A 26,855-nucleotide genomic window follows, 5' to 3' on the forward strand; every position below is an offset into this window, starting at 1 on the left:
TCCCCTTCGGCACTCGGCAGGTCAGGCGGACAGGACGGAGTCGTCCTCGGGCCGGGCGCCGGGCAGCCGGTGGCGGGCGGCGACCAGCGCGCTGTCCACGTCGCTCGTGCCGGTCGACACGCACAGCGTGTACGCCACGTCGTCCATGCGCTGCCGGGCCTCCTGGCCGCCGTTCTCCGCGTGCAGCACACGCAGGGTCTCGTACTGCTCGATCAGATTGCGCAGCACCGTGGGGTGGGCCATCAGCATGCGGGGATCCTTCCGCCGGGTCAGTCGGGTGTTGTCGCGGCCGAGTGGGGCGACATGGTGCCCGGGAGGGGCATCGCCCCGGGTACCCACGCCCGGGCAGATCACACTCCGCGGACGGCGCTTCCACCGCCGACTCCCGCGGCACGTGCCGGGCAGGTGGCCCGGAGCTCCTAGTATGGCGGGACCGCACGGGCCCCGCACCTTCTCATCCGCCTCCCCGGACCGTGGCGTGCGAGGCCGCGCCCCTGTGTTCCCCGCCTCATCGGGTGGGGTGACTGCTTCGCCCGGCAGCGGGTACCCACCTGGGCGCATCACTCCTCCCCGGGCGTTCCGGGGCCGTACGGAAGGAAGCTCTCATGACCGACCGCAGGCCGGAAGGCACCGCCTACACCGGGGCTTCCGGCAGCCCGCCCCCCGTGCCGGCGGACATGCCGGACCAGCAGAACCAGGAGGGCGAGGACGCCCTCGACATACCGGTGCCGGACCGGGTGGCCCGCCAGAACGAGGGGCCCGAGCTGGACGAGGCGGGCGCCGGCCGGAACGCGCCGCGCAATGCGGGAGCGCACCCCGATGAGCACCCCGCCCCGGACGAGGCGACGGGCTGACCCACCGCCTTCGCCCCGCACGGCATGCCGGTGCCCCAGCCCTTCCGGAAGGGCTGGGGCACCGGCATGTCGTGGGTTCAGTGGTGCCCGCGCGCGCTGCTCGACCCACCGGCGTCGCGGCAGCGCTGTATGTGGCGGGGGCCTGCTCCGGGGCCCACTTCTGCGGACATCGCCACTCCTCTGTCGGCCGTGGAGGCCGAGGGCGACGGCCCATCCCGCTGACCCACCGGCCCACGACGCCCTGGAGCCCCGGAGCGCGTCGCGCTCCGGGGCTCCAGGGTCGGTCGAACCCGGATCAGGCGGTGGTGATGTTCTCCGCCTGCGGGCCCTTCTGGCCCTGGGTGATGTCGAAGGTCACCGCCTGGCCTTCCTGGAGCTCACGGAAGCCGGTGGCGTTGATGTTGGAGTAGTGCGCGAAGACGTCGGGGCCGCCGCCGTCCTGCGCGATGAAGCCGAAGCCCTTTTCCGAGTTGAACCACTTGACGGTTCCGCTGGCCATGCCTGTACCTCTCAGCAGTAAACGGATCCGCACCGCGCGGACCCGGAGGTGATCGCCCTGGTTCTCAGGCACTGCACAGCAAAACGCCCGCGCCAGGCGCGGGCAGGTACTGCGAACCACGACATCTGTCGGCGACGCTACACGGCGGGATCACTCCTCACCAGAGAGCAACGCCATTTTGGCGTGGATCATCCTCAAGGTCACCGGCTCGTACGGCAGTGGCCACCCCCCGTTCAGGGGACGTCGGCTACTGGATGAACCGGGGCAGCCAACGTGCCTGGTAGTCCGGGTGGCCCGCGTACTCGGCGGCGAGCTGCCGTACGGCGAAGCCCAGGCCCACCGCCCGGCCGGAGCGGAAGTCCTCGGCCGGGCGGTCGGTGTCCAGGTCGGCCACCTCGACGTACTCGCCGACCATGACCCGGTTCGTCTCGATGCGCTCCAGGGTCCGAGCGGGGTTCTGGAGGGCGATGTGCTGGTCGAAGCCCCGGCCCCGCACCGTGAACGCCACCCCGCCCGTGCGGTCGTGGACCTCGCCCGGCACGTCGGCCGGGCACCGCCATCGGTCCCCGCCGGCGGCCAGTGCGACGTGTTCCTCGTCGGCGAGCCGCGCCCGGACGAAGGCCACCATGTCTGCGTTGCCGCCCATGTGGATGCCGCTCCCTTGCGCTGATGGATCTCTGCACTCGATACGGGGAGCATTCTGGTGGACCGGACGCGGCGCGATCCACCTCCACATCCGGTTCACCCCACCGTGTCCCCCGCGTTCCCGGCGTTCCCGGCATTCTTCGCGGCCTGGTCGGCGAGGAGCTTGTACAGGGGTTCGGTCTCCCGGCGGCGGTACTCCTGCACCGCCCAGCCGTTGCCGTCCGGGTCGGTGAAGTACATAAACGTCGCCCCGTCGTCGGGGGCGTACCGCTGCGGTTCGGAGACCTCGACGCCCCGGCCGACGAGCTCGGCGTGCGCGGCGTCGATGTCGGTCACGCAGAGCTGGAGGCCGTGGTAGCTGCCGGGTTGCGGGGTTCCCGTGGGGTTGGGCAGGCCGTCGGTGAGCGCGATCGAACAGCCGGAGCCGGGCGGCGTCAGCTGGACCACGCGGGCGCCCGGCATCACCTCGTCGTCGATGTCGACGTGGAAGCCGAGCTTGTCCCGGTAGAAGTCCCGGGCCCGGTCGACGTCGGTGACGGGGAGCACGATCACTTCGAGGGTCCAGTCCATGGGTCACAGGCCTTTCGTGGGTCGGTCGGAGTCCGAGCCGGTCGGTGGATCGTCCGGGCCGGGAGGTGGTGCGTCCCGGCCGGGCCGGGGCTCGCCAGGGCCGGGTGGCGGTGCGTCGGAGCCGGGCGCTTGCCCGTCCGCCTCGGCGTCGCCCGCCCCCTCCGCCGCGAGTGGCGTCGCGCCGCCCTGGAGGCGGGCCAGGTCGGCGGGCCGGACCTGGATGACGAACAGGGCGACCAGCGCGGCGAGCACGGCGAAACAGGCCGCGACGACGAAGGCGCTGGAGACGCCGGAGGTGAGCACCTCGTCGCCCCAGGGCGGGGGCAGCACCTCGGTCCTCCGGAATTCCAGCTTCTGTGCGGGTGTGGCCTCCTCGAGAAACTTCGGCACCTGGTCGGACGCCTCGTTACGGCTGGCCGTGCCGAACGTCGTGACCAGGATCGACAGCCCCAGCGAGCCGCCCACCTGCTGGGTGGCGTTGAGGATGCCGGAGGCGGCGCCCGCCTCCTTCGGGGCGACGCCGGAGACGGCCATCAGGGTCAGCGAGACGAACTGCATGCCCATACCGAAGCCGAACACGAGCATCGGGCCGAGGATCGAGCCGAGGTAGGAGCTGTGGACGTCGGTCAGCGTCAACCAGCCGAGGCCGACGGCCGCCAGGAGCGCGCCCGTCACCATGAAGGGTTTGGGTCCCCAGCGGGGCAGCAGCTGGGAGGTCAGGCCGGCGCTGACCGCGATGGCGGCACTGACCGGCAGGAAGGCGAGTCCGGCCCGCAGCGGGCTGAAGTCGAGCACGTTCTGCACGAACAGCGTCAGGAAGAAGAACATCCCGAACAGCGCCGCGGCGAGGCTGAGCATCATCGCGTACGACCCGGCGCGATTGCGGTCGCGGAACATCCACAGAGGGGTGATGGGCTGTTTCGAGCCGCGCTCGATCATGATGAAGACCGTGAGGAGCACTACGGCTGCCGCGAACGAGCCGAGGGTGAGTCCGTCGGTCCAGCCGTCCTCGGAAGCGCGGATGAAGCCGTAGACGAGCAGCACCATGCCGACCGTCGAGGTGAGCGCGCCGATGACGTCGAAGTGGCCCGGATGGCGTTCGGACTCCGGGATGAAACGCGGGGTCGCGAAGGCGATCAGCAGGCCGATCGGGACGTTGACGAACAGGACCCAGCGCCAGTCCAGCCACTCCACCAGCATGCCGCCGGCGAGCAGCCCGATCGCGCTGCCGCCCGCCGAGACACCGGCGAACACCCCGAACGCGCGGTTGCGTTCGGGGCCTTCGCGGAAGGTGGTGGTGATCAGGGACAGGGCGGTCGGCGAGGCGATCGCCCCGCCGACGCCCTGGAGGGAGCGGGCGGCCAGCAACTGCCAGCCCTCCTGAGAGAGTCCGCCGAGCAGCGAGGCGAAGACGAAGAGGAGGACGCCGAAGATGAAGACTCTGCGGCGGCCGAGGATGTCGCCGAGGCGCCCGCCGAGCAGGAGCAGCCCGCCGAAGGTCAGCGTGTACGCGTTGACGACCCAGGACAGGTTCTCGGTGGAGAATCCCAGGTCCTTCTGCATGTGCGGCAGCGCGATGTTGACGATGGTGACGTCGAGCACCACCATCAGCTGGCACGAGGCGATGACCAGCAGCGCCAGCCCGCTCCGGTGCCGGTCGTGTGCGGTGGCCGTGGGCGTGGGTGTCGCGCGGGAGCCCGTCATGGTGGAGTTCGTCTCTCGTGCCGAGGGCAGTGCCCCGCGTGAGCGCGGGCGTTCACCCGATCGACGTTAGGCCGGAACCGGGGACCCTGCCATTCGAGCGGGCGGCCTGCCGCACCCGCCGCCGCGACCTCACTGGAGCGCGCGGACCGCGGTGCGGAAGACGGCGGGCGCCCGGTGGGCCGCGGCGACGATCAGCCGGCCCGAGGACGGGTGGCCCGCCACGCTCAGCAGGGCCGCGGTGAGCAGCCGGTAGCGTCGGGTGACCCGCGCCCAGCGGCGGGGGTAGTCCTCGGGCCGCCCGGCGCTCAGGCAGTCGACCGCGGCCGTCGCGGTGGCGACCGCGAGGGCGATGCCCTCCCCGGTGAGGGCGTCCACGTACCCGGCGGCGTCGCCGACCAGCAGGACACGCCCGGCCCGTCGGCCCAGCGCCCGCTGGCGCAGCGGACCGGCCCCGCGTACGGGAGTGGCGCCCCGGCCGTCCGCGAGGCGGGCCGCGAGGGCGGGGAAGGCGGCCAGGTGCTGGTCGTACGGGCGGCGGTCGCGGCTCAGGACGGCGACGCCCACCAGGCGCTCGCCGACCGGGGTCACGTACGCCTCGCCGTGCCGGGACCAGTGCACCTCGACGTGGTCCGTCCAGGGGGCCAGCGGGTAGTGGCGGCGCAGGCCGTAGCGTCCGGGGCCGGGGACCGGGTGGTTCAGGCCCAGGGCGCGGCGCAGCGGCGAGTGGAGCCCGTCGGCGGCGATGAGCCAGCGTGCGGTGAGCCCGGCGGCGGTGACGGTGTGCTCGTCCTGCCGCACCTCCCCCACCTTGCGGGTGACGACGCGTACGCCGAGGGCTGCGGCCCGCGCGTGCAGAGCCGCGTGGAGTTCGGTGCGGCGGACGCCCGCGCCCGGGCCGCCCCGGAAGGCCGCTTCCACGCTGCGCAGGCCGTCGGTGTAGCGGATGCCGCGCAGCTCGTGGCCGCTCACCCGGACGCCGAGGTCGCGCAGGGCCGCGACGCCGCCGGGCATGATGCCCTCGCCGCACGCCTTGTCGACGGGGGCGGTGCGCGGCTCGACCACCACCGCTTCCAGGCCCGCGGAGGCGGCACGGATCGCGGCGGCGAGGCCGGCCGGTCCGCCGCCCGCGACGAGGACGTCGATCACGCCCGTGCGTCCAGGGCCGGGAGGCGGGCCAGCGCCCCGTCCTCGCAGCGGACGCGTACGACCATGAGCGCGGCGTTGAGGGCGGTGTACACGAGGGCGGTCACCCACGCCCCGTGGACCAGGGGCAGCGCGAGGCCTTCGGCGGCTACGGCGACGTAGTTGGGGTGGCTCAGCCACCGGTAGGGGCCGCCGGTGACCCGGGGCAGGCCGGGTACGACGATGACCCTCGTGTTCCAGCGGGGGCCGAGCGTCCGGATGCACCACCAGCGCAGCGCTTGCGCGGCCACGACGGCGGCGACCATGACCCAGCCGAGGACGGGCGGGAAGGGGCGATCGGCGAGGTGCACCTCCGCCAGGCAGCCGGCCAGGAGCGCGGTGTGCAGCGCGACCATCGCCGGATAGTGTTCCCGGCCCGATTCGACGCCGCCCCGGGCGAGGCTCCAGCGGGTGTTGCGGCGGGCCACCACGAGTTCGGCGAGGCGCTCGGCGGCGACGGCGAGCACGAGGACGGTGTACCAGGGCATGGGCCGTTCCTTCCTACCAGCGCAGCAGCACCAGTTCGCAGCAGAATCCCGGGCCCATGGCGAGCAGCAGCCCGGGGGTGCCCGGCTCCGGCCGGCGCTGTTCGATGGTGTCCCGGAGGACGTGCAGGACCGAGGACGAGGACAGGTTGCCGATGTCGGCCAGCGAGCGCCAGGTGACGTCGAGCGCCCCGTCGCGCAGGTCGAGGACCTCGGTCACCGCCTCCAGGACCTTGGGGCCGCCGGGGTGGCAGACCCAGTGGGCGATGTCCTTCGGCTTGAGTCCGTGTTCGCCGAGGAACTCCCGTACGTCGTCGGCGAGATAGTGGCGTACAACGTCGGGCACGCCCGGATCGAGGACGACGCGGAATCCGGTGGAGCCGATGTCCCAGCCCATGACGTGCTCGGTGTCGGGGTACATCCGGCTGCGGGTGGCCACGATCTCGGGTCCGGCGACGGCCCGGCGGCCGCCGAGGGCGACGACGGCGGCCGCTCCGTCCCCGAACAGCGCGGTCGCGACGAGATTGGCGGGCGAGCTGTCGTGGCGCTGGAAGGTGAGGGAGCAGAGCTCGACGGACAGGAGCACGGCCACGTCGTCGGGGCGGCCGAGGAGGTAGTCGTGCAGCCTGGCCGTTCCGGCGGCTCCGGCGACGCAGCCGAGGCCGAAGACGGGCAGCCGTTTGACGTCGGACCGCATCCCGAGGCGGGTGACGAGCCGGGCGTCGACGGAGGGGGCGGCCATGCCGGTGACGGAGGTGAACATCAGCAGGTCGACATCGGTGGGGCGCAGGCCCGCCGTCCGCAGCGCGCCGCGTACGGCCTGGGCGCCGAGGTCGACGGCGGACCGGATGAATACGTCGTTGGACGGACCGAAGCCGTCGAGGTCGCCGTAGCCGTCCAGCGGCAGCACGGTGTGCCGGCTGCGGACCCGGGCGTTCTCGTGGAGCCGGTCGAGGACACGGCGGTCGGCACCGGGCGGCAGGCAGGTGCGGGCCACCATGTCGGTGACCTCGCGCTGGGTGTGACGGTACGACGGCAGAGTCCCGTGCACCGCGGCGATGCGGGTCATCCTGCCTCCTGCTTCGGTGGCGTCATGGGCCCATCCTGCCCACAAGGTGGTGCGAAACGGCGTAAAAGACCCGCCAGGTCGCGGCACTGACGGGGCGACAGGCCCCTACGATCGCCCGATGGACGCCACGGAGAGGGTGAGCCCGGCGGGTTCCGGTCCGGTCGCCGCAGGTCCGGCGGGTTCCGGTCCGGCCGGTGCCGGTCCGGTCGCCGCAGGTCCGGCCGGTGCCGGGCGGCGAGGCGGATGGACCTTGGGGCTCGCGCTCGCCTGCCACCCCGGCCCCGCGCTCGCGGTGACCGCGCTCGCCTGCGCCCTCGCTCTCGGCTCGGGCCTCGGCGGCGCCCGCTCCGCGCTGGTCACGGCGGCCGTACTGACCGGGCAGCTTTCGGTGGGCTGGTGCAACGACGCGCACGACGCGCGCCGTGACGCCCGGGCCGGCCGCCGGGGAAAGCCCGCGTCCGACGGCACGGTCGGGGCGGGCGCGGTGTGGGCGGCGGCGACGGTCGCGCTCGCCGTGTGCGTACCGCTCTCGCTGGCCTGCGGCGTTCTCGCCGGTACGGTGCACCTCGCCGCGGTCGCGGCCGCCTGGCTCTACAACCTGCGGCTCAAGGCGACCGCCCTGTCCTGGCTGCCGTACGTGGCCGGGTTCGGCGCCCTTCCCGCCGCCGTCACCCTCTCCCTGCCGAGCGGACCGGGGCCCCGGTGGTGGACGGTGGCGGCCGGGGCCCTGCTCGGGTTCGCGGCACATCTGGCCGACACGCTCCCGGACATCGCGGTGGACCGGGCGGCCGGGATCCGGGGCCTCCCGCACCGGCTCGGCGACACGGGGACCCGATTGCTGCTGCCTCTGCCGCTCCTCGGCGCGACCGCGGTGCTGGCAGTCGGACCGCCCGGACCGGTGGACGCCTGGGGTGCGGCGGCGCTCGTCCTGGCCGGTGCGGCGGCGCTCATGGGCCCGGCGCTCGGCCGCCGTTGGCGCAAGGCGGCGCTGGTCGGAGCGGTGGCCGTGGCAGCGGCGGATCTGGCATTGCTGCTGGTCCGGGGCGTGGCGGCGGCCTGAACGGGGCTGCCTAAGGGGGCGCCTGACGCCTCGTCATGTTACGCACGCGAATGACATGGCCACGCAAAGACCGTTGACAAATCCGAAACAGCGCAGAAATCTGTGAACTTCTGGCCGCAAAAGATTGACTTGTGGACTCAAATATTGTGGAAGCAGAGGACATCATGAGATAAAAGCGACTCACCGGACGGACGGTCGCCGGACTGCTGACAGCCGGACTGATCTCCGCCGGACTCCTGCCCGTCACCGCGAGCGCGGCTGGGGCAACCGACCTCGCACGGGGCAAGTCCGTCACCGCCAGCGGATCCCACGGCGGATACCCGGCTTCGAACGCGAATGACGGCAAGATCGACAGCTACTGGGAATCCAACGGCCACCCCGCCGACCTGACGGTGAAGCTCGGCGCGGACGCGGACGTCGAGTCCGTGGTCGTCAAGCTCAACCCGGATCCGGTCTGGGCCACCCGGACGCAGGACATCCAGGTGCTCGGCCGGACGCAGGACGGCACCGCGTTCTCCTCGCTGCGGGACCGCGCCGGCCATGTGTTCAACCCCGGCTCCAACCAGAACACCGTGACCATCCCGGTGGACGCCCGGGTCGCCGACGTCCGGCTGAAGTTCTTCTCCAACACCGAGGCACCGGGCGCCCAGATCGCTGAGATCCAGGTCCTCGGGACGGCGGCACCCAACCCGGACCTCACCGTGAGCGCGCTGTCCTGGAGCCCGTCGTCCCCGTCCGAGACGGACGACATCACCGTCGAGGGGACCGTCCGCAACGCCGGCTCGGCCGCCTCCCCCGCCACCACCGTCAATGTGAGCCTGGGCGGCGTGGTCGTGGGCAGCGCGCCGGTCGGCCCCCTCGCGGCCGGGGCCTCGGCCCCGGTCTCGGTCGAGGTCGGCAAGCGGCCACAGGGGTCGTACACCGTCTCGGCGCTGGTGGATCCGACCGACACGGTCGTCGAGTCGGACGACACCAACAACAGCCTGACCACCGCCTCCCCGCTGGTGGTCGGCCAGAGCCCCGGCCCCGACCTGGAGGTCCGCTCCATCTCCTCCACCCCGGCCAGTCCGGCCGTCGGCGCGACGGTCACCTTCACCGTTGCGGTGCACAACCGCGGCACCAGTGCGGTGAGCGCGGGCACGGTCACCCGGCTGACCGTCGGTTCCACCACGCTGGGCGGCACCACCCCGGCCATCGCCCCGGGCGCGACCGCGAACGTCACCCTCGGCGGCAGCTGGACGGCCGCGAGCGGCGGCGCGACCCTGACCGCCACCGCCGACGCCACGAACCTCGTCGCGGAGACCAGCGAGACCAACAACACCTTCGCCCGGTCCATCGTCTCGGACGCGGCGCGGCCGTCCCGTACACCGAACTGGAGGCGGAGAAGGACGACTACGAGGGCACGTTGCTCCAGTCCGACGCCGAACGCACCTTCGGGCACACCAACTTCGCCACCGAGTCCTCGGGATGCGAGTCGGTGCGGCTCAACTCAACGGGCGAGTAAGTCGAGTTCACCTCGACCGCCCCGGCGAACTCGATCGTCGTCCGCAACTCCATCCCGGACGCGCCGGGTGGCGGCGGCCGCGAGGCGACCATCAGCCTGTACGCCGACGGCGAGTTCGTCCGCAAGCTCGACCTCTCCTCGAAGCACAGCTGGCTGTACGGGAATACCGACAGTCCCGAGGGGCTCACCAACACACCGGGCGGCGACGCGCGGCGGCTGTTCGACGAGTCCCACGCCCTGCTCACCGAGACCTACCCGGTGGGAACGAAGTTCCGTCTCCAGCGGGACGCGAGCGACAACGCCGCCTTCTACATCATCGACCTGATCGACCTGGAGCAGGTGGCCGCGCCGACCTCGCAGCCGTCCGGCTGTGTCTCCATCACGACGTACGGTGCGGTGGCGAACGACGGGCTCGACGACACGGCCGCCATCCAGCGCGCGGTGACGGCGAACCAGAACGGCGAGATCGACTGCGTCTGGATCCCGGCGGGCCAGTGGCGCCAGGAGCAGAAGATCCTCACCGACGACCCGCTCGACCGGGGTCAGTCCAACCAGGTCGGCATCCGTGATGTGACGATCCGGGGCGCGGGCATGTGGCACTCCCAGCTCTACACGCTGACCCCGCCGCACGAGGCGGGCGGTATCAACCACCCGCACGAGGGCAACTTCGGTTTCGACATCGACGAGAACACGCAAATCTCCGACATCGCCATCTTCGGCTCCGGCACCATCCGGGGCGGTGACGGCAACCACGAGGGCGGTGTCGCGCTGAACGGCCGCTTCGGCAAGGACACGAAGATCAGCAACGTCTGGATCGAGCACGCCAACGTGGGCGTCTGGGCCGGTCGCGACTTCACCAACATCCCCGAGCTGTGGAACCCGGGCGACGGCGTCGAGTTCACCGGGATGCGGATCCGCAACACGTACGCGGACGGCATCAACTTCGCCAACGGCACCCGGAATTCGACGGTCTACAACTCGTCGTTCCGCAACACCGGCGACGACGCGCTCGCCGTCTGGTCCAGCAAGTACGTCAAGGACCAGTCCGTCGACATCGGCCACGACAACAGCTTCCGCAACAACACCATCCAGCTCCCGTGGCGCGCCAACGGCATCGCGATCTACGGCGGTTACGACAACAAGATCGAGAACAACCTCATCTCCGACACCATGAACTACCCGGCCATCATGCTGGCGACCGACCACGACCCGCTGCCCTTCTCCGGGCAGACGCTGATCGCCAACAACGGCCTGTACCGCACCGGCGGAGCCTTCTGGAACGAGGACCAGGAGTTCGGTGCGATCACCCTCTTCCCGCAGAACCTGCCGATCCCCGGGGTCACGATCCGCGACACCGACATCGTCGACTCCACCTATGACGGGATCCAGTTCAAGACGGGCGGCGGCCTGATGCCGGACGTCAAGATCCAGAACGTGCGGATCGACAAGTCCAACAACGGTTCCGGCATCCTCGCGATGGGCGGCGCGCGCGGCAACGCGACGCTCACCGACGTGACGATCACCGACTCGCGCGACGGCCATGTGCTGATCGAGCCGGGTTCGCAGTTCACGGTCTCGGGCACACCAAACGGAGCCCGCGCGAAGCGCTGAAGCTCCTGAACGCTTCCCGGGCCGGCGGATCCCCCGTCGGCCCGGGAATTTCCTGGAGCGGGTAGGACAGAGCCTTCTCGCCGGTAACGGTGCCGGAGGCGTGGTTCAGCTGGGGGTTGTGGTTCCGGCGCCCAGCTGCTGCTCGATCTCCGCGGCCGGGAACCGCGTCTGCTTGCTCTCGGTGCACAGACGGTGGAAGAAGGAGTCCACGACGACGGTAGGGCGTGCGTGCCGGTCGATGATGGCCGTGATCGCGGGTGGGACGTCGCCGGGTCGCCGGCCCTCGATCCAGTCGTGCAGGAAGGCTTTCCGTTCCGTGTCACCGCGCACGCCGTCGAGCACGTGGTGTCGGAGCAGGTGGCTCGCGGTGTAGCAGCGGTCGTACGCGAGGTGGTCCGAGAGGAAGCCGGACTCACCCGACGAAAGGTCGAAGCGGGAACTCAGGGCGAGTCCGAAGTCGGCGAAGTAGAGCCGGCGGCCGTCGGTCAGGATGTTGGTGAAGTGAGCATCGAAGTGGACGAGTCCGCGAGAACTCATGAAATCAGTCCCGTCCATCAAAGCTTTCTCCACCCAGCCGAAGGGCGAGCCGTCCCCGCCTTCCTGCACGGCGGGTTCGCGGTGGTCGGCCAGCCATCCGGCGAGTGTGTGCGGCACGTGCTCCAGGAAGACCACCAGGCTGCACGATGACCGGCCGATGGCCTCCAACCGGTCACGAACGGCGGGTGATCCCTCCCAGTGAGCGACGGCCCCCTCCAGGCCCCCGAACTCGTCCGTGAATCCTTCGGGAGGCGAGTCGGGCAGAACCCGCCAGTGGTACATCAGGGGGAATCCCGCATACTCGTCGCCGAGAACCCAGTTCGTGGTCATGGTGTGCACGGCGAGCTCCCGCCAGGCGCCGAACCCGGCCGAGCCCACGCCGTACTGGTAGAACATCGGCAGATCGAAGACATTCGCCGTCGACCGCACGTTCTCCGGGCGCAGTTCGATGTCCGTCAAAGGGATCCGCTTGACGAAGACGCGCGTTCCGTCGACGTCCAGCTCCGCCGATCTGCCGCCGATGCCCGACCCGAACGGGGCAGCGGCTGCCACGACCGCCTTCAGCCGGTGGTCGCTCACCAAGGAGAGCTGCGTGCTCACGGTCCCGTAGCCGGCCAGCCGCGCGGCGCGCCACGAATCCCGGTCCAGCATCGACGGCTCCTCGGTGCCCGGACCAGGGCGTCGGCAATCCCGCGTACGGCACCGACCTTACGCGTCACCGCCGAACCGGGATCGTCGTGCGCCCGCCCTCGCACCGGTACACCCCGACCGCCGGGATCCGCGTCGGACACGGCCGATTCGGTGGTGTCACGGCTCTGGGAAGTGCAAGGCCCCGGGGCTACCCTCCGCGCATGATTCCCACGGTTGTCTGGGGTACCGGCAACGTCGGCCGCGCGGCGATCCGCGCCGTCGAGGCCCATCCGGCACTGACACTCGCCGCCGTCCTCGTGCACGATCCCGCCAAGGTCGGCCGTGACGCGGGCGAGCTCGGCGGTCTCGGGCGCACGCTCGGGGTCGCGGCCACCGACGACATCGCCGCCGCCCTGGCCGCCCGCCCCCGCGCGGTGGTCTACGCGGCGTCCGGCGACATCCGCCCCGATGACGCGCTGGCCGACATCGGGCGGGCGATCCGGTCCGGTGCGGTGGTCGTCACGCCCTCCCTCTATCCGCTCTACGACCAGCGCAACGCTCCGCCCGAACTGCGGGACCCGATCCTGGCCGCCGTCGCCGAGGGCGGCGGCTCCCTCTTCGTCTCCGGTGTCGACCCCGGCTGGGGCAACGACGTCCTGCCGTTGCTGATCAGCGGCCTCGGGACCGAGGTGGACGTCATCCGCTGCCAGGAGATCTTCGACTACTCCACGTACGAGCAGGAGGATTCGGTCCGCCATCTGATCGGGATGGGGCACCCGATGGACTACCAGCCACTGATGCTGGCGGAGGGCGTTCCGACGATGGTGTGGGGCGGTCAGATACGTCTGATGGCGCGGGCGCTGGGCGTCGAGCTGGACGAGATCCGCGAGACGCTGGACCGCCGGGCGCTGGAGACGACGGTGACAACGCGCACGATGGGCGAGTTCGCGGCCGGCAGTCAGGGCGCCGTGCGCTTCGAGGTGCAGGGCGTCGTCGACGGCGTGGCCCGCATCGTCATCGAGCACATCACCCGGATCCACCCCTCGTGCGCCCCGGACTGGCCCACCCCGCCCGACGGGGTGGGCGCGCACCGGGTGGTGATCGAGGGGCGGCCCCGTATCGAGGTGACGGTCGAGGCCTCGGACGAGGGCGAGAACCGGTCGGCGGGCGGCAACGCCACGGCGGTCGGGCGGCTCGTCTCGGCGATCGACTGGCTGGTGGACGCGGAACCGGGCCTGTACGACGCACTCGACGTACCGCTGCGGCCTGCGGTCGGCAGGCTGGGAAGGAGACCGGCATGATCATCGATGTTCCGGAGGGCCAGGAGCCCATCGGTTACGTGTGGGGGGAGATGGTCCCCGGGATCGGCGTCGCCGCCGCCACGTTCTCGATGTCCGTGTACGAGCACACGACGTTGGGGCTCCGCGAGTTCGAGGCGGCCCGGCTGCGGGTGGCGCAGATCAACGGGTGCCTGTTCTGCCTGGACTGGCGGACCGAAAGGGACGGGACGAAGGTCGAGGAGGAGTTCGCCGAGGCGGTGACCCGGTGGCGTACGACCGAGGCCTTCGACGAGCGGACCCGGCTCGCGGCGGAGTACGCCGAGCGGTACACGCTCGACCATCACGGTCTGGACGACGCGTTCTGGCAGCGGATGACCGCGCACTACAGCCAGGCGGAGATCGTGGAGCTGACGATGAGCATCGGCTCGTGGCTGGCGTTCGGGCGGCTCAACCATGTGCTGGGGATCGACGCGGTGTGCGTTCTGCCCGGTCACTGACGGAGTCCGGGGCCGCCGGGTTGGCACTCCCGGCCCCGGGCTCTTTGTGGGCTCCCCGACGTGCGCGGGTCGCCTACAGGTCGGTCGCGATGATCCGTTCGATGTTGCGCTCGGCGAGCGCGGTGATGGTGACGAACGGGTTCACGCTGGTGTTGCCGGGGATCAGCGCCCCGTCGATGACGTACAGGCCGGAGTAGCCGTGCAGCCGGCCGTAGTTGTCGGTGGCCTTGTCCAGGACGGCGCCGCCGAGCGGGTGGTAGGTGAGGTGGTCGCCCCAGATCTTGTAGACCCCGAAGAGGTCCGTGCGGTAGATCGTGCCCTCCTTCTGGTTGATCTTGTCGAAGATGGTCTTCGCGGCGTCGATGGACGGCTGCTTCCACGCCGTCTGCCAGTCCAGTTCCGCCCTCCCGGCCGCAGCGTTCCAGGTGAACCGGGCGCGGTGGGGGTTCTTGGTGATGGAGAGGTAGAACGACGCCCACGTCTCGATGCCGGTGGGCAGCGGCGCGATCTCGGCGAACGCTCCCCCGGCGTCCCAGTTGTCGATGCCGCCGGTGGGGATGGACGACTGGACCTTCCCGGTCGGGTCCCAGAGGTGGTTGGCCCGGCCGCACATGACGTTGCCGTTGTCGCCCCAGCCCCGGCCGATCTCGTCGTTGAGGAGGGGCAGCGCGCCGGTGGCCTTGAGGCCGACGAGCAGTTTGCTGGTGCCGACACTGCCCGCGGCGAAGAACACCTTGTCGGCGGTGACGGTCTTGGTGACGGTGGTCCGGCCGCCGGTGTCGAGCTGGTCGATGAGCACGGTGTAGCCGCCGCCCGGGGCCGGGGTGACCGTGGTGACCTTGTGCAGCGGGGAGATGGTGACCCGGCCGGTCGCTCTGATCCGGTCGATGTAGGTCTTCTGGAGCGATTTCTTGCCGTGGTTGTTGCCGTAGAGGATCTCCCCGTCCAGGGCTGACTTCGGGACGGCCCCGGCCGCCTCCTGCTTCATGTAGTCCCAGTCGTAGACGGCCGGCACGAAGAGGAACGGGAAGCCGGAGCGCTGGGCATGTTTTCGGCCGACCCTCGCGTACTGGTAGCAGCCGACGCTGTCGAACCAGGCGGGGTCGATGGTGGTGACGCCCAGTCCGCTGTTGGCGCGCGGGTAGTAGGTGCTGTACATCTCCGCGGCGTTAACCGTCGGGAGGATCGCGCCGAAGTTCTCCCGGCGCGGGGTGACGGCCATACCGCCGTTGACCAGGGAACCGCCGCCGACGCCCCGGCCCTGGTAGACCGTGATGCCGCCGAACTCCTCGGCGTCGAGGATGCCGGTGTAGCGGTTGACGCTCTTGTCGATGGGGAAGCCGAGGAAGTTGCTCAGCGGCTGCTTGGTCCGGGTGCGCAGCCAGAAGGAGCGGTCGTCCGGCCTGGTGGTGTTGGCGAAGATCTTGCCGTCCGCGCCGGGGGTGTCCCAAGCCATGCCCATCTCGACCATGTGGACGTCCGTGCCGGCTTCGGCGAGGCGGAGGGCGGCCACGGAGCCGCCGTATCCGGTGCCGACGACCAGGACCGGTACATGAGCCCCGGATCCGATCGGCGCCGCCGCCGCACGGACGTCCGCCCATGCCCGTGGAGCGTGGCCGGCGATCGCCGCGGCACCCAGAAGAGAACCTGTTCCAGTGATGAATCTTCGTCGCGAAACACCCTTGGTCTCGCTGTTCTGCATGGTAGTGTCGTTCATGTGACACACCTCACTCTCGGCAGAGTGCAACAGGTTCTACTGCTGTTCGCGTGGTAAGTCACGAGAAACTTGGGGGTAACTTCCCGGGGACACCCCGGTACGACGAAGGAGCCCCGGACCGTGCGGTCCGGGGCTCCTCGTGGTGTTCGGTCGCGCTGGGATCAGTAGGCGCCGAAGACGTTGTCGATCGAGCCGTAGCGGTCCGCGGCGTAGTTGCACGCGGCCGTGATGTTGGCGACCGGGTCGTAGCTGTCCGTCGAGGTACCGGGCACGTGGTAGGCCTGGAACGTCGGGTCGATGACCTGGAGCAGACCCTTGGACGGGGTGCCCTTGACCGCGTTGGAGTCCCAGTTGTTGATGGCGTTCGGATTGCCGGAGGACTCGCGCATGATGTTGCGGTGGATGCCCTCGTAGGTGCCGGGGATGCCCTGCTCGGCCATGACCGCCAGCGATTCCCTGATCCAGCCGTCGAGGTCGTTCGTGTAGGTGACGACCTCCTTCGCGGCGGCCGGAGCGGCCTTGGCCACGGGGGCCGCGTCGATACGTTCCGAACGGTCCGCGCGGTCCGCCGAAGCGCCGCGCGCTGCGGACGGGGAAGCCTTGGACGCCTTGTCGTCCGACGAGGCGTCGGACTTGGCCCCGATGACCAGCTTGATACCCGGGTGAATGAGATCGGGATTCGATCCGATGATCTTCCGGTTGCCTTCGTACAGCTGCTCCCAGCCGCCGCTGACGGAATGCTCGCGGGCGATCTTGGAAAGGGTTTCGCCGGCCACCACGGAATGCTTGGCGGGGGCGGCCTTCGCGGCGGAATTCGCCTGGGCGACCACCGCGGCGGGCGCCACGGCCTGCGGGGCTGCGGCGGGTGCGGGAGCGGCGAAGGCGCTGGTGGCACCGATCACCGGGAGGGCGAGGACGGCTCCACCGGTGGTCACGGCGGCGAGGCCGCGGCCGAGCGAGGTGGACTTGGGGCGGCGGTGCTTACCCTGTGCGGGCATGGGGGATTTCCTCTCCGGCGCCTGCGAGGTGAGCTGTCGGGTTCAGACGGGAGATGTCTGGCCGCACGGTCGTGCGACTTCACCCCAAGCCGTTCCGGTTACGGATCGGCGACTTACCTGGGTCCCCCGCTCCTGCCGTACGTGAGTGGGTTTCGGATTCCCGGACGGCGGCAGGATTCGGCGTTCCATCCGGATTGACGGTGACCGTAGGCGAGAAACATCGGACGGAACAAGCCCCGCATTCCTGATTCCCTTTTCCACGCATGATCGAATTGCGGAATTTCCCGATCGGGCCGCGCCGTCATGGCGTCAACTTTCTTCGCACAGAAGGGAACCGATACGTCCGCTTCGACGTCCGGACCCTCGGACGTGACGCTCACCACTCCCTCGCGGCGATGGCGAAAACGAGACTCAGCAAATACCCCCAGTACCCCCGATAAGCCTTTTATGGATCAGGAGACCCATAGAGGTCAAATCGACCATTTCGGAATAACAAAACGGGCTAATCGGGCACTCCAGGCGGGGGCGGTCGAAGGGCCCGCGCGGCGATCGCTTACGGTGTGGGGTGGAGACTAGTAAGCCAACCCTTACCTCCGACGTACGCTGTACCTGCCCGCGTTCGCCCGCCCCGAAGGATCACCACGCCATGACACGCCCCGTCCGCGTCGCCATTGTCGGAGCCGGCCCCGCCGGTATCTACGCTGCGGACGCGCTGCTCAAATCCGAGGTCTGCCAGGACCCGGGGGTCTCCATCGACCTCTTCGAGCGCATGCCCGCACCCTTCGGCCTCATCCGCTACGGCGTGGCCCCCGACCACCCGCGGATCAAGGGCATCGTGAAGGCCCTGCACCAGGTGCTGGACAAGCCCCAGATCCGGCTCTTCGGCAACGTCAGCTACCCGAACGACATCGACCTGGACGACCTGCGCTCCTTCTACGACGCGGTGATCTTCTCCACCGGCGCCGAGGCCGACCGCGCGCTGGACATCCCCGGCATCGAGCTGGACGGCTCCTACGGCGCGGCCGAGTTCGTCTCCTGGTACGACGGACACCCCGAGGTCCCGCGCACCTGGCCGCTCACCGCGGAGAAGGTCGCCGTGCTCGGCGTCGGGAACGTGGCCCTGGACGTGGCCCGGGTCCTGGCCAAGACGGCCGACGAGCTGCTGCCCACCGAGATCCCGGACAACGTCTACCAGGGCCTCAAGCAGAACAAGGCGCTGGAGGTGCATGTGTTCGGGCGGCGTGGCCCGGCACAGGCCAAGTTCAGCCCGATGGAGCTGCGGGAGCTGGACCACTCCCCCAACATCGAGGTCATCGTCAACCCCGAGGACATCGAGTACGACGAGGGCTCCATCGCGACCCGCCGCGAGAACAAGCAGGCCAACATGGTCGCCCAGACCCTGGAGAACTGGGCGATCCGCGACGTCGGCGACCGCCCGCACAAGCTGTTCCTGCACTTCTTCGAGTCCCCGGTCGAGATCCTCGGCGAGGACGGCAAGGTCACCGCGCTGCGCACCGAGCGCACCGAGCTGGACGGCACCGGCAACGTCCGGGGCACCGGGCAGTTCACCGACTGGGACATGCAGAGCGTCTACCGTGCCGTGGGCTACTACTCCGAGGAGCTGCCCAAGCTCCCCTTCGACGTCACCTCCGGCACCGTCCCGCACGAGGCGGGCCGCGTCATCGCCGGGGACGAGCACATGGCCTCGGTCTACGTCACGGGCTGGATCAAGCGCGGCCCGATCGGTCTGATCGGACACACGAAGGGCGACGCCAACGAGACGGTCGCCTGCGTCCTGGAGGACCGTGCCGCCGGCCGTCTGCCCGAGCCCGCGACGCCCGCTCCGGAGGCCGTCGAGGCGTTCCTCCAGGACCGGGGCGTCCGGTACACGACCTGGGAGGGCTGGCACAAGCTGGACGCCCACGAGCAGGCGCTGGGTGCGGCCCAGGGCCGTGAGCGGATCAAGGTCGTGGAGCGCGAGGGCATGCTGGACGCCTCCGGCGCCTGACCGGCAGGACGCATTTCCCGGCACCTTCTAGGAGGCCGGATCCGGGGCACCCGTCGCACGCCCCGGGTCCGGCCTCCTGAACGTGCGCCACAGATCGGGCCCGGACTCCCGCTCCGTCCGGGGCCGCCGGGCCTCCGCAGTCGCGGTCCAGCGGGCGGCGAGCAGGAGCGCGATGTCGTCGGGGCGGTCGGTGGCCGCCCGGGCCTCGCCGATGACCTGGTCGGCCGTCTCGGCCAGGGGGACCGCGCCGATGTGTTCGACGGTGGCGCGCAGCCGCTCGATCCCCTCGTCGATGTCCGTCCCCGGGCGCTCGATCAGCCCGTCCGTGAACAGGGCCAGCATCGCCCCCGGTTCGAGCCGCATCTCCGTGACCGGGTAGGCGGCGTCCCCGTCGACCCCGAGCACGATGCCGCCGGGCAGGTCCAGCACTTCCGTCCGGCCGTCGGGCCGCCGCAGCACGGGCTGCGGATGCCCCGCCCGTACGGCACGCGCCACGCCGGTCACCGGGTCCAGGGCGATGTAGCAGCAGCTCGCGAACTGTCCCGGGTCGAGGTCAATCAGCAGCCGGTTGGTGCCGCTCATCACCTCCCGCGGATCATGATTGCTCAGCGCGAACGCCCGTACCGCACTGCGTAGTTGGCCCATTGTCGCAGCGGCGGAGACACCGTGGCCCTGTACGTCCCCGATGATCAGGGCGAGTTCGCGGCCGGTCTCGATGACGTCGTACCAGTCGCCGCCCACGTCCATGCCCTGGGTGCCGGAGAGATAGCGCCCCAGCGTGTCCACCCCGTCCACCTCGGGCAGCCGGTGCGGCAGCAGGGCGTCCTGGAGCCCGCGGGCGAGGGCCGACTCGCTGTCGTAGCGCTGGGCGCGTTGCAGGGCCTGCGCGATCAGTCCGGCCAGGGCCGTCAGGACCGTACGCTCCTCCGGGCTGAAGCCGCGGGGCCGGTCGAAGCCGAGGATGCAGGAGCCGACGGGCCGTCCCGACGCGATGAGCGGCAAAAACGCCCGCGCCCCGACGTCCGCGTCGATCGGGATGCCCGGATAGGCCTCGGCCAGGCGCTGCATGGACTCGAAGAAGATCGGGCGGCCCGTGGTGAGGGTCTCCACCCCGGGAATGCTGACGTCGAGCCCGACCCCGTCGAAGCGGTCGAGGAAGCCCTTGGGGAATCCCGTCTCCCAGGCCAGGTGGAGATGGCGCTCGTTCAGCAGATAGATCGCCAGCTGACGGCCGCCGAACGCAGGCAGCAGCTCGTCCGTGACCACCGAGGAGACCTGACGGGCCGTAACCGCCTCGGTCAGCGCGATGGCGAGGGCCACCGGGCGGTACAGCGCGGAGGAACGGTCGGCGGTCGAGCCGATGCCAAGGCCCGGCGTGGTGACGGAGCCGGGTGCGTAGGCCGGCTGGTCGGTCGCCTGGAGGACCACGCTCACCCCGTCGTGCCCCGGGTACAGGGACACCGATAGCCAGAGCGATGGCGGACGCCGGGCGAGGAAGTGAACGGGCTCGTCGGCGATCAGGGCGGCCCGGTAGTGGTCCTCGTATGCCTCGTGCCCGAACCACGGCAGGGCCTGCCACACCGGATGGCCCACGAGTTCGGTACGGGAGTGGCCGAGGAGTTCCTCGGCGAGGCCGTTGGCGTAGGTGATCCGGCCCAGCCGGTCCAGGGAGAGGATCCCCCGGGGCAGCCGGTCGGCGGCCTCCGGCACGACGGGGCCCGCACCGAGGTCGACCAGGAAGCCGGTCAGGTGGCCGGCGGACACATCGCCGTCCGGGTGGGTCCAGCGGCCGGACAGCTCCAGCAGATGGGACCGGCCGTCGGGGCCGCGCAGCCGCATCCGGCGCACCACCGGTTCGGCGGACTCCACCGTCTGCCGGGCCAGCGCCCACAGCCCGTACACGTCCTCGGGGACCAGCCGTTCGGCGAGCGCGTCGACCGTGCCCGGGAAGGCGTCGGGCTCGGAGCCGAGGATCGCGCAGAGTTCGTCGTCGGCGGAGACCCTCCCGGAGTGCAGGTCCCAGTCGAAGCGGCCGACCCGTACCGGGGGCGTGTGGGCGGCGGGCAGCTGCACGGGGACCGGCTCGGCGTCCCACACGCAGTCGACGCCCCTTCGCTCCAGATCGGTGAGCGCGGCGCCGAGCCGGCGGCCCAGCCGGTGGAGCCGTTCACCGTCGGCGGGGGCGACGGGTTCCCCCGGCGTGGAGGCCCGCAGGACCGCCAGCACGCCCATGCTGCCCCGGGGCCCGGTGATCGGCACCCACAGCGAACCGAACGGGAACGGCAGCCCGGCCATCAGCTGCGGGAAGCGGCGCATGGCCTCCTCCGCGTCGGAGAGCAGCACGGGCCGCCCCGAGCGGTAGGCCTCGGACACCGGGAAGGGGCGGTTCACATGCATCCGCCACCAGGGCCGGAACAGCGGGCCCGGCAGTCCGGCGAGCACCGCGAGCCGGAGAAGCCCGGGCGTCCCGCTGCGCAGATAGACACCGCCCGCGTAGCCGTCGCTCGACTCGACGGCGCTGACGAGGGCCTGGGCGAGTACGAGGGACAGCTCGTCGGGCGCACGGCCAGCGTCGGCCGCCCCGGCGACGGTCCCATGTCCGGCGGGCGGGGAAGACCGGGGCGTATCGTGCCGGGTCACAGAGCCAGCATGCTCCCGATCCGGGGTGCCTCGCACCTCCGGCGACCGGCCACTCCCCTGTGGCGGCCGGTCGTCGGAGGCGGGATCAGTACAGCTTGGCGACGGCGGTACGGGTCGTCTTCTTGAAGCCCTCCAGCGGAGCGCCGTCCAGCTCGCCCAGCTGGCCCCACTCGACGACGGTGACGGCCCGGCCGTCGCGGCCCACGGAGAACAGCCCGATGTCGGTGGAGCCGACCTCCGGGTACGACGTGTCGATGCTGTAGACGTGCGCCCCCTCCTCGATGGTGATCCGGCCCTGGTAGAGCGCCTCGCCCTCCAGGCCGGGGTCCTGCTCCTTCAGCCGGTCGAGGCAGGTCTCCAGGGCGCCCCGCAGTTCGGCGGCGAGCGCCTTGGCCTTGGCGCTGGTGGGGGCGACCGTGATGGTCTGGCGGGCGTTGGTGTCCAGTTCGGTACGGAAGTCCCGGTGGCGGGTGCCGGCCGCCGGGGCGATCCCGGTGGTGCAGACGGACCCCTCGGCCGGCACGCCCTTGCGGATGGGCCCGGCCGTCCAGGGGGTGTGGGAGGCGGGCAGCTGGCTCGCGCTCAGGAACTTCGGCTGAGCGGGAGCGGCGGCCGGGGCCGCGGCGGCGGGCACCTGGGCCAGAGCGGTGACGGCCAGGCCCGTGGCCATGACGGTGACGAGGGCGGTGCGGAGGTTGCGCATGGTGAGGTTTCCCCGTTTCGGATGGTGCGGTCAGGTGGTGCGTACCGTGCGGCCGTTCGCTCGTACGTACGGCGTGGCGCCGAGGCGTACGGAGCCCCGTGAGGGCCGGACGGCGGCGGAGTGGAACGGGCACCAGCCTGGGCCGCAGCCCCGGATCCGGACAAGCGCGACACGGCTTGCGGCCGGGCTGGAACCGTCCCACCCCCGTTGACGTGGGTGTTCTCGGAGGGCTGGAACGCCCTGGAACGGCGGCAGGGGAGGACGAGCGTGTCGGGTGACGCCGAGGGGGCCGCACGGGCGGTGCTGGCGGAGCGGCTGAGCGCGCTGCGGGAGGGATCGGGCCGGACGTACGCGTCGCTGGCCCGCCGCATCGGGGTGAGCGGCTCGACGCTGCACCGGTACTGCACGGGGCAGACGGTGCCCGCGGAGTTCGCCCCGGTGGAGCGGCTGGCCCGGCTGTGCGGCGCACCGGCCGAGGAACGGGAGGCGCTGCACCGCCTGTGGCTCCTGGCCGACGGCGAACGCCTCGACCGGCAGGGGGTGGTGGAGGCGTCGGGGGCGGTGGAGCAGGGCGCGGAGGCGAAGGTGGCCGGGGCGCCGTCGGAGGGCGTGGCGGGGTCGCCGCCGGAAGGGGCCCGGTCCGGGCCGCCCGACGAGGAGCCGCCGCACGCGGTGCCGCTCCCCGGCACAGCACCCGAAGCCGTGCCCCTCCCCGCCCTCACCCCGACCCCCGGCTCCGGCTCCGTCTCCGTCTCCGTCTCCGTCTCCGGGCAGTCCAGCGCGATCGGCCGCCGCGCGCCCCGGATTCCGGCACTCCGGTCACCTCGCGCACGCCGGTACGGGCAGGGATTCGGCGTCCTCGCCGCGGCGGTCCTCGTCCTCGCCCTGGTCGTGGCCTTCGTGCGGCCGTGGTCGTCGGGCCCCGACGGGCGCTCGTCGGTGGCCCAGGTCCCGGGTGCGCCCCCGGTGGACACCCCGGGGTCCCCCTCGTCCGGTTCCCCGAAGCCCGAGAAGCCGCAGGGCACCGCGAGCGGGTCCGCGAGGAGAACGCCTTCGGGCAGCCCCTCGCCGACCACGTCACCCGAGGTCGGGCCGCGCGACGAGAGCCTCCCCCGGTCCTCCGGGCCCTCGTCCGGCCCGGCGGCCGGGCGGGTTCCGTTCACCTGGACCGGTGACGATCACGTCTGGAAGAACGGCTGTGACCACTCCTATCTCCTCGACCGGGCGCCCACCGCCGTCCCGCCGCCCCCGGTGCAGGCCGACGCGGCGTCCTGGGCCGGGGCGCTCGGCGCGGTGCACGCGGGCGAGACCGGGGTCCGGATCACCTTGCAGGGCCGGGACGACCGGGCCGTCGTGCTGGAGTCCCTGCGGATCCGGGTGGTCGAGCGCGGCTCACCGGCCCCGGGCCGGGTCTACCGGATGAGTTCCGGCTGCGGCGGGTCCCTCACCCCGAGGATGTTCGACGTGGATCTCGACGCCTCCCGCCCCGTGGCCCGCTCGGTCGCGGGCAACGACTCGGGCGAACCCATCGAGGCGGTCGCCTTCCCGTACCGCGTATCGGTCACCGACCCCGAGGTCTTCCTGATCACCGGCCGTACGGTCGGCTGCGACTGCTCCTGGGTCGCGGAGCTGGCCTGGAACAGCGGCGGCCGGTCCGGCACGGTGCGCATCGACGACGGCGGGCGGCCGTTCCGTACGAGCGGGGTGCGCGGGCACTCCGTACTCGACTACGACACGGCCACCGGCCGCTGGGCGCCCGTGGTGGAGGACGACGAGGCCGGGTCCTGAGCCGGTGACCGGGGCGCGGAGGCGGGCGGGGCCGGGGGCGCTCATGCTGGTGGGACGGGCGGCGTGCCCGGCGGACCGGTGTCGGCCGCAGACGATCCTGGTGGAGGTGCCGATGGATCCCGTCACGGCCCTGCGGCGGATCGCCTTCCTGCTGGAACGCTCGCAGGCCGCCACGTACCGGGTGAAGGCCTTCCGTACGGCGGCCGCGGCGGTGGACGCGATGGCTCCAGGGGAGGCGGCCGAGCGGGTGGCCGCGAAATCCCTGCAGCGGGTGACCGGCATCGGACCGCGTACGGCCGAGGTGATCCGGGAGGCCATCGCCGGAGAGACGCCCGGGTATCTGGACCGGCTGGAGAGGGAAGCCGAGGCCGAGCCGCCCGTCGAGGGCGGGCAGGACCTCTTCGCACGGCTGTCGGGCGACTGCCATGTGCACTCGGACTGGTCGGACGGGGGCAGCCCGATCGAGGAGATGGGCCGGACCGCCGCGGAGCTGGGGCACGCGTGGGCCGTCCTCACCGACCACTCGCCCCGGCTGACGGTGGCGAGGGGCCTGTCGCCGGAGCGGCTGCGGGAGCAGCTGGAGGTGGTGAAACGGCTCAACGAGGAGTGGGCCCCGTTCCGGCTGCTCACCGGGATCGAGTGCGACATCCTGCCGGACGGCTCGCTCGACCAGGAGGACGAGCTGCTGGAACGGCTCGACGTGGTCGTGGTCTCCGTCCACTCCAAGCTGCGGATGGACCCGGCCCCGATGACCCGGCGGCTGGAGGCGGCGGTGCGCCATCCGCGGGCCGATGTGCTCGGCCACTGCACGGGGCGTCTGTTGGACGGGCGTGGCCGCCCCGAGTCGCGGTTCGACGCGGAGCGGGTCTTCGGGGCCTGCGCCGAGGCCGGGACGGCGGTGGAGATCAACTGCCGCCCGGAGCGGCGGGACCCGCCCCTGCGGCTGCTGCGGGCGGCCGTCGCGGCGGGGACGCTGTTCGCGATCGACACGGACGCGCACGCCCCGGGCCAGCTCGACTGGCAGCGGTCGGGGTGCGCCCGTGCGGAGGAGTGCGGGGTGCCGGCGAACCGGGTGGTGACGACCTGGAGCGCGGAACAGCTCCTGGAGTGGGCCGGCTGATCCTCACGCGCCCGCCGGACCCTCGGCACCGCACGCGCCCGCCCGCCGCCGGAGGTGTGTACGTCCTCCGGGGGCGGGCGGACGGGCAGGCGTCGGCGGTGCTACTTCTGGGGGTAGATGTCGCCCGCCTCCATGGCGCTCTGCTGCTCGCTCCGGTCCCGGATCGTCCGGGACTTCTTCTCCAGCCGCTCGCGCTCCTGCGGATCGCTCGCGCGCTCTGCCTGCTCGTGGAGCTGCTGGGCCTTCTCACGCATCTGCCGAGCCAGGTCGGCGGGTTCGTCCGAACCGCTCATCACCACTCCTTGGGCGCCGGGTACGGGACATCTGCCCCCAGCGAACCAGCGACCCGCCGTCTCCGCATCCCGCGTGCCACGTGCCCGGGGGCGGATCGCCGGAATCGGCGGTGCCGCCGCGTCCCGGACGGTCAGGCGGGCTGACGGCCGAGGCGTTGCAGGAGCGCGCGCAGCCGGGGGTGGCGCGCGTGCGCCTCGCCCGAGCGGCGGTCCAGCTCCTCACCGAGCCGTTTGGTGCGCTCCTCGATGTCGAGTTCGGCCAGCACCCGGTCGATCTCGGCCAGCAGAGCCCCGTGCAGCTGCCACTGGCGCGGGTGCTCCTGGACGTCCTCCAGCAGCAGGTCAGCCACCCGGTCGCGGGTGGCGCGGCTGCGGACGAGTGCGGCGGTGAGCCGTTCCTCGGCCGCCTCCGCGTCGGCGGCGAGCTGGGTGGTGACCAGGACGGCGAAGCTCTCGATGGCTTCGGCGAGGCGGCCGAAGAGCTCCTGGAGCAGTTCCGACACATCGGCGGGGAAGAGTGATTCCTCGGTACGGGCCTTCGCCAGGTCGGTGAGGGTGCGGGACAGGACGCGCAGGACGACGGCGCAGATCTCAAGCGTGTCGAGCCCGGTCCGCAGGACGACCCGGTGGAGCAGCCCTTGTCTCACCCTGGGGTTGAGGGTGAGACTTTCCTCCGCCTGGCGCAGGGAGGCGTCGACCTCCACGATGTCGTGGTCGAGTCTGCGGGCCTCGTGCAGCCGGGCGGCGGCCCGGGAGACGGGGTTGTTCCCCACGACCTCCTCGCCCATGCTGCGCAGCATCGTGCCCATCCGGGCGGCCAGCGACTCGATGGAGGAGCCGGCCGACCCGACCCAGACGGGCGGGGCGAGCAGCAGGTTGAACAGGAGCCCGACCACAGCGCCGATCAGGGTCTCCCACACCCGGTCCCAGGCGGTGTCGGCGACCTGGGAGACGCCGAGGACGAGCATCGCGCTGATCGCCACCTCGGGCACGAACTCGTTGACCCGGACCAGCCGTCCGATCAGCAGCGAGGTGAAGATGGTGAGGCCGAGGCTCCACCAGCTCAGCCCCACCAGGGAGCTGAAGCCGATGGCGATGAGTACGCCGACGATGACGGAGTTCACCCTGCGGATACCGGTCGTGAGGGTCGCGTAGAGGGTCACCTGGACGACCAGGAGCGCGGTGAGCGGCGCGGTCAGCGGGGCCGGTTCGGGCAGGAGCCAGACGGCCACGGAGTAGGCGATGACGGCGGCGGCCGTCGAGCGCAGCGTCTGCACCCCGGCGGGTTCGGTGGTGCGCTGCACGAGTTTGACGACGGGGGCGGAGACTCGGGGCATTCCTTGACGGTGCCCCGATTCGCCCCGCCGCAGCGCTCCTCCCGGCCGGGCTCCGCCGTACGGCCCCGCATCCCGGCGCGGAAACCCGCACGGCGTGCGCGGGGCCGCGGTCGGAGGGACCCTG

The 26,855-nt window shown here is 71.6% G+C and carries 22 protein-coding genes, 1 pseudogene and 1 riboswitch; of the genes and pseudogenes, 8 read left to right on the forward strand and 15 right to left on the reverse strand.

The window, feature by feature from the left end; translation table 11 throughout:
• Positions 1 to 21: 21 nt before the first annotated feature.
• Positions 22 to 249: a DUF5133 domain-containing protein gene (locus tag IE140_RS26210; protein WP_032765367.1), complete on the reverse strand. Its 228-nt coding sequence runs from the start codon at positions 247 to 249 to the stop codon at positions 22 to 24.
• Between the two features lie 356 nt (positions 250 to 605).
• Here IE140_RS26210 and IE140_RS26215 point away from each other — a divergent pair, with 356 nt between their 5' ends.
• A complete protein-coding gene (locus IE140_RS26215) occupies positions 606 to 854 on the forward strand; it encodes a hypothetical protein (protein WP_032765368.1) in 249 nt (82 codons plus the stop codon).
• Positions 855 to 1,149: 295 nt separating this feature from the next.
• Here IE140_RS26215 and IE140_RS26220 read toward each other — a convergent pair whose 3' ends face one another.
• The 7 genes from IE140_RS26220 to IE140_RS26250 all read right to left on the reverse strand — a co-directional run bounded on the left by IE140_RS26220 (position 1,150) and on the right by IE140_RS26250 (position 7,008).
• Positions 1,150 to 1,353, reverse strand: coding sequence for a cold-shock protein (locus IE140_RS26220; protein WP_032765369.1), 204 nt, complete (start codon positions 1,351 to 1,353; stop codon positions 1,150 to 1,152).
• A gap of 247 nt (positions 1,354 to 1,600) precedes the next feature.
• Complete coding sequence (locus IE140_RS26225) at positions 1,601 to 1,999, reverse strand: DUF6221 family protein (protein WP_032765370.1); 399 nt, start codon at positions 1,997 to 1,999, stop codon at positions 1,601 to 1,603.
• Between the two features lie 95 nt (positions 2,000 to 2,094).
• A complete protein-coding gene (locus IE140_RS26230) occupies positions 2,095 to 2,568 on the reverse strand; it encodes a VOC family protein (protein ID WP_150195614.1) in 474 nt (157 codons plus the stop codon).
• A 3-nt stretch (positions 2,569 to 2,571) separates the two neighbouring features.
• A complete protein-coding gene (locus IE140_RS26235) occupies positions 2,572 to 4,272 on the reverse strand; it encodes an MFS transporter (protein WP_150195612.1) in 1,701 nt (566 codons plus the stop codon).
• Between the two features lie 129 nt (positions 4,273 to 4,401).
• On the reverse strand, positions 4,402 to 5,418 hold the full coding sequence (locus tag IE140_RS26240; protein ID WP_150195609.1) for an NAD(P)/FAD-dependent oxidoreductase: 1,017 nt from the start codon (positions 5,416 to 5,418) through the stop codon (positions 4,402 to 4,404).
• A complete protein-coding gene (locus IE140_RS26245) occupies positions 5,415 to 5,942 on the reverse strand; it encodes an isoprenylcysteine carboxyl methyltransferase family protein (protein ID WP_150195607.1) in 528 nt (175 codons plus the stop codon). The genes IE140_RS26240 and IE140_RS26245 overlap by 4 nt, the downstream gene beginning before the upstream one ends.
• A 13-nt stretch (positions 5,943 to 5,955) precedes the next feature.
• Complete coding sequence (locus IE140_RS26250; protein ID WP_150195605.1) at positions 5,956 to 7,008, reverse strand: type III polyketide synthase; 1,053 nt, start codon at positions 7,006 to 7,008, stop codon at positions 5,956 to 5,958.
• Between the two features lie 118 nt (positions 7,009 to 7,126).
• Here IE140_RS26250 and IE140_RS26255 point away from each other — a divergent pair, with 118 nt between their 5' ends.
• Entirely contained in the window at positions 7,127 to 8,068 is a 942-nt protein-coding gene (locus IE140_RS26255; RefSeq protein ID WP_150195603.1) for a UbiA family prenyltransferase, read from the forward strand.
• Positions 8,069 to 8,274: 206 nt separating this feature from the next.
• Positions 8,275 to 11,183: pseudogene (locus IE140_RS26260) on the forward strand (CARDB domain-containing protein).
• A gap of 105 nt (positions 11,184 to 11,288) precedes the next feature.
• Here the strand turns inward: IE140_RS26260 and IE140_RS26265 are convergent.
• Positions 11,289 to 12,371 (reverse strand): protein kinase family protein, encoded by a 1,083-nt coding sequence (locus tag IE140_RS26265; protein ID WP_150195599.1) that lies wholly within the window; start codon positions 12,369 to 12,371, stop codon positions 11,289 to 11,291.
• A 200-nt stretch (positions 12,372 to 12,571) separates the two neighbouring features.
• Between IE140_RS26265 and IE140_RS26270 the strand changes: the two genes are divergently transcribed.
• Positions 12,572 to 13,651, forward strand: coding sequence for an NAD(P)H-dependent amine dehydrogenase family protein (locus IE140_RS26270; protein WP_150195597.1), 1,080 nt, complete (start codon positions 12,572 to 12,574; stop codon positions 13,649 to 13,651).
• The gene (locus IE140_RS26275; protein ID WP_150195593.1) at positions 13,648 to 14,127 is read left to right on the forward strand and encodes a carboxymuconolactone decarboxylase family protein; all 480 of its coding nucleotides are present in this window, start codon (positions 13,648 to 13,650) and stop codon (positions 14,125 to 14,127) included. Before IE140_RS26270 ends, IE140_RS26275 begins: the two co-directional genes overlap by 4 nt.
• Positions 14,128 to 14,200: 73 nt before the next feature.
• Here the strand turns inward: IE140_RS26275 and IE140_RS26280 are convergent, their stop codons facing one another.
• The gene (locus tag IE140_RS26280) at positions 14,201 to 15,844 is read right to left on the reverse strand and encodes a GMC oxidoreductase (RefSeq protein WP_176741821.1); all 1,644 of its coding nucleotides are present in this window, start codon (positions 15,842 to 15,844) and stop codon (positions 14,201 to 14,203) included.
• Positions 15,845 to 16,005: 161 nt separating this feature from the next.
• A complete protein-coding gene (locus IE140_RS26285) occupies positions 16,006 to 16,842 on the reverse strand; it encodes a transglycosylase SLT domain-containing protein (RefSeq protein WP_150195591.1) in 837 nt (278 codons plus the stop codon).
• Between the two features lie 3 nt (positions 16,843 to 16,845).
• Positions 16,846 to 17,004, reverse strand: a riboswitch (cyclic di-AMP (ydaO/yuaA leader).
• A gap of 484 nt (positions 17,005 to 17,488) precedes the next feature.
• Between IE140_RS26285 and IE140_RS26290 the strand changes: the two genes are divergently transcribed.
• A complete protein-coding gene (locus IE140_RS26290) occupies positions 17,489 to 18,850 on the forward strand; it encodes an FAD-dependent oxidoreductase (RefSeq protein ID WP_032765381.1) in 1,362 nt (453 codons plus the stop codon).
• Positions 18,851 to 18,877: 27 nt separating this feature from the next.
• Here the strand turns inward: IE140_RS26290 and IE140_RS26295 are convergent, their stop codons facing one another.
• Both IE140_RS26295 and IE140_RS26300 read right to left on the reverse strand, forming a co-directional pair.
• A complete protein-coding gene (locus IE140_RS26295; protein WP_189460750.1) occupies positions 18,878 to 21,490 on the reverse strand; it encodes a SpoIIE family protein phosphatase in 2,613 nt (870 codons plus the stop codon).
• 85 nt (positions 21,491 to 21,575) lie between these two features.
• On the reverse strand, positions 21,576 to 22,193 hold the full coding sequence (locus tag IE140_RS26300) for a hypothetical protein (protein ID WP_150195587.1): 618 nt from the start codon (positions 22,191 to 22,193) through the stop codon (positions 21,576 to 21,578).
• 267 nt (positions 22,194 to 22,460) lie between these two features.
• On the opposite strand from IE140_RS26300, the gene IE140_RS26305 reads away from it, so the two are divergent.
• Entirely contained in the window at positions 22,461 to 23,981 is a 1,521-nt protein-coding gene (locus tag IE140_RS26305) for a helix-turn-helix domain-containing protein (protein WP_189460752.1), read from the forward strand.
• 112 nt (positions 23,982 to 24,093) lie between these two features.
• Positions 24,094 to 25,101 carry a PHP domain-containing protein gene (locus IE140_RS26310; RefSeq protein ID WP_093443550.1) on the forward strand — a complete coding sequence of 336 codons (1,008 nt, stop codon included), beginning with the start codon at positions 24,094 to 24,096 and terminating at the stop codon, positions 25,099 to 25,101.
• A gap of 101 nt (positions 25,102 to 25,202) precedes the next feature.
• On the opposite strand, the gene IE140_RS26315 is transcribed toward IE140_RS26310, so the two are convergent.
• Together IE140_RS26315 and IE140_RS26320 are read right to left on the reverse strand one after the other, a co-directional pair.
• Positions 25,203 to 25,394, reverse strand: coding sequence for a DUF6381 family protein (locus IE140_RS26315; RefSeq protein WP_010072978.1), 192 nt, complete (start codon positions 25,392 to 25,394; stop codon positions 25,203 to 25,205).
• 131 nt (positions 25,395 to 25,525) lie between these two features.
• Positions 25,526 to 26,731 (reverse strand): FUSC family protein, encoded by a 1,206-nt coding sequence (locus IE140_RS26320; protein ID WP_109181169.1) that lies wholly within the window; start codon positions 26,729 to 26,731, stop codon positions 25,526 to 25,528.
• Between the last annotated feature and the right edge of the window lie 124 nt (positions 26,732 to 26,855).

It is taken from the genome of Streptomyces parvus (assembly GCF_014648875.1).
Taxonomy (GTDB): domain Bacteria; phylum Actinomycetota; class Actinomycetes; order Streptomycetales; family Streptomycetaceae; genus Streptomyces; species Streptomyces parvus.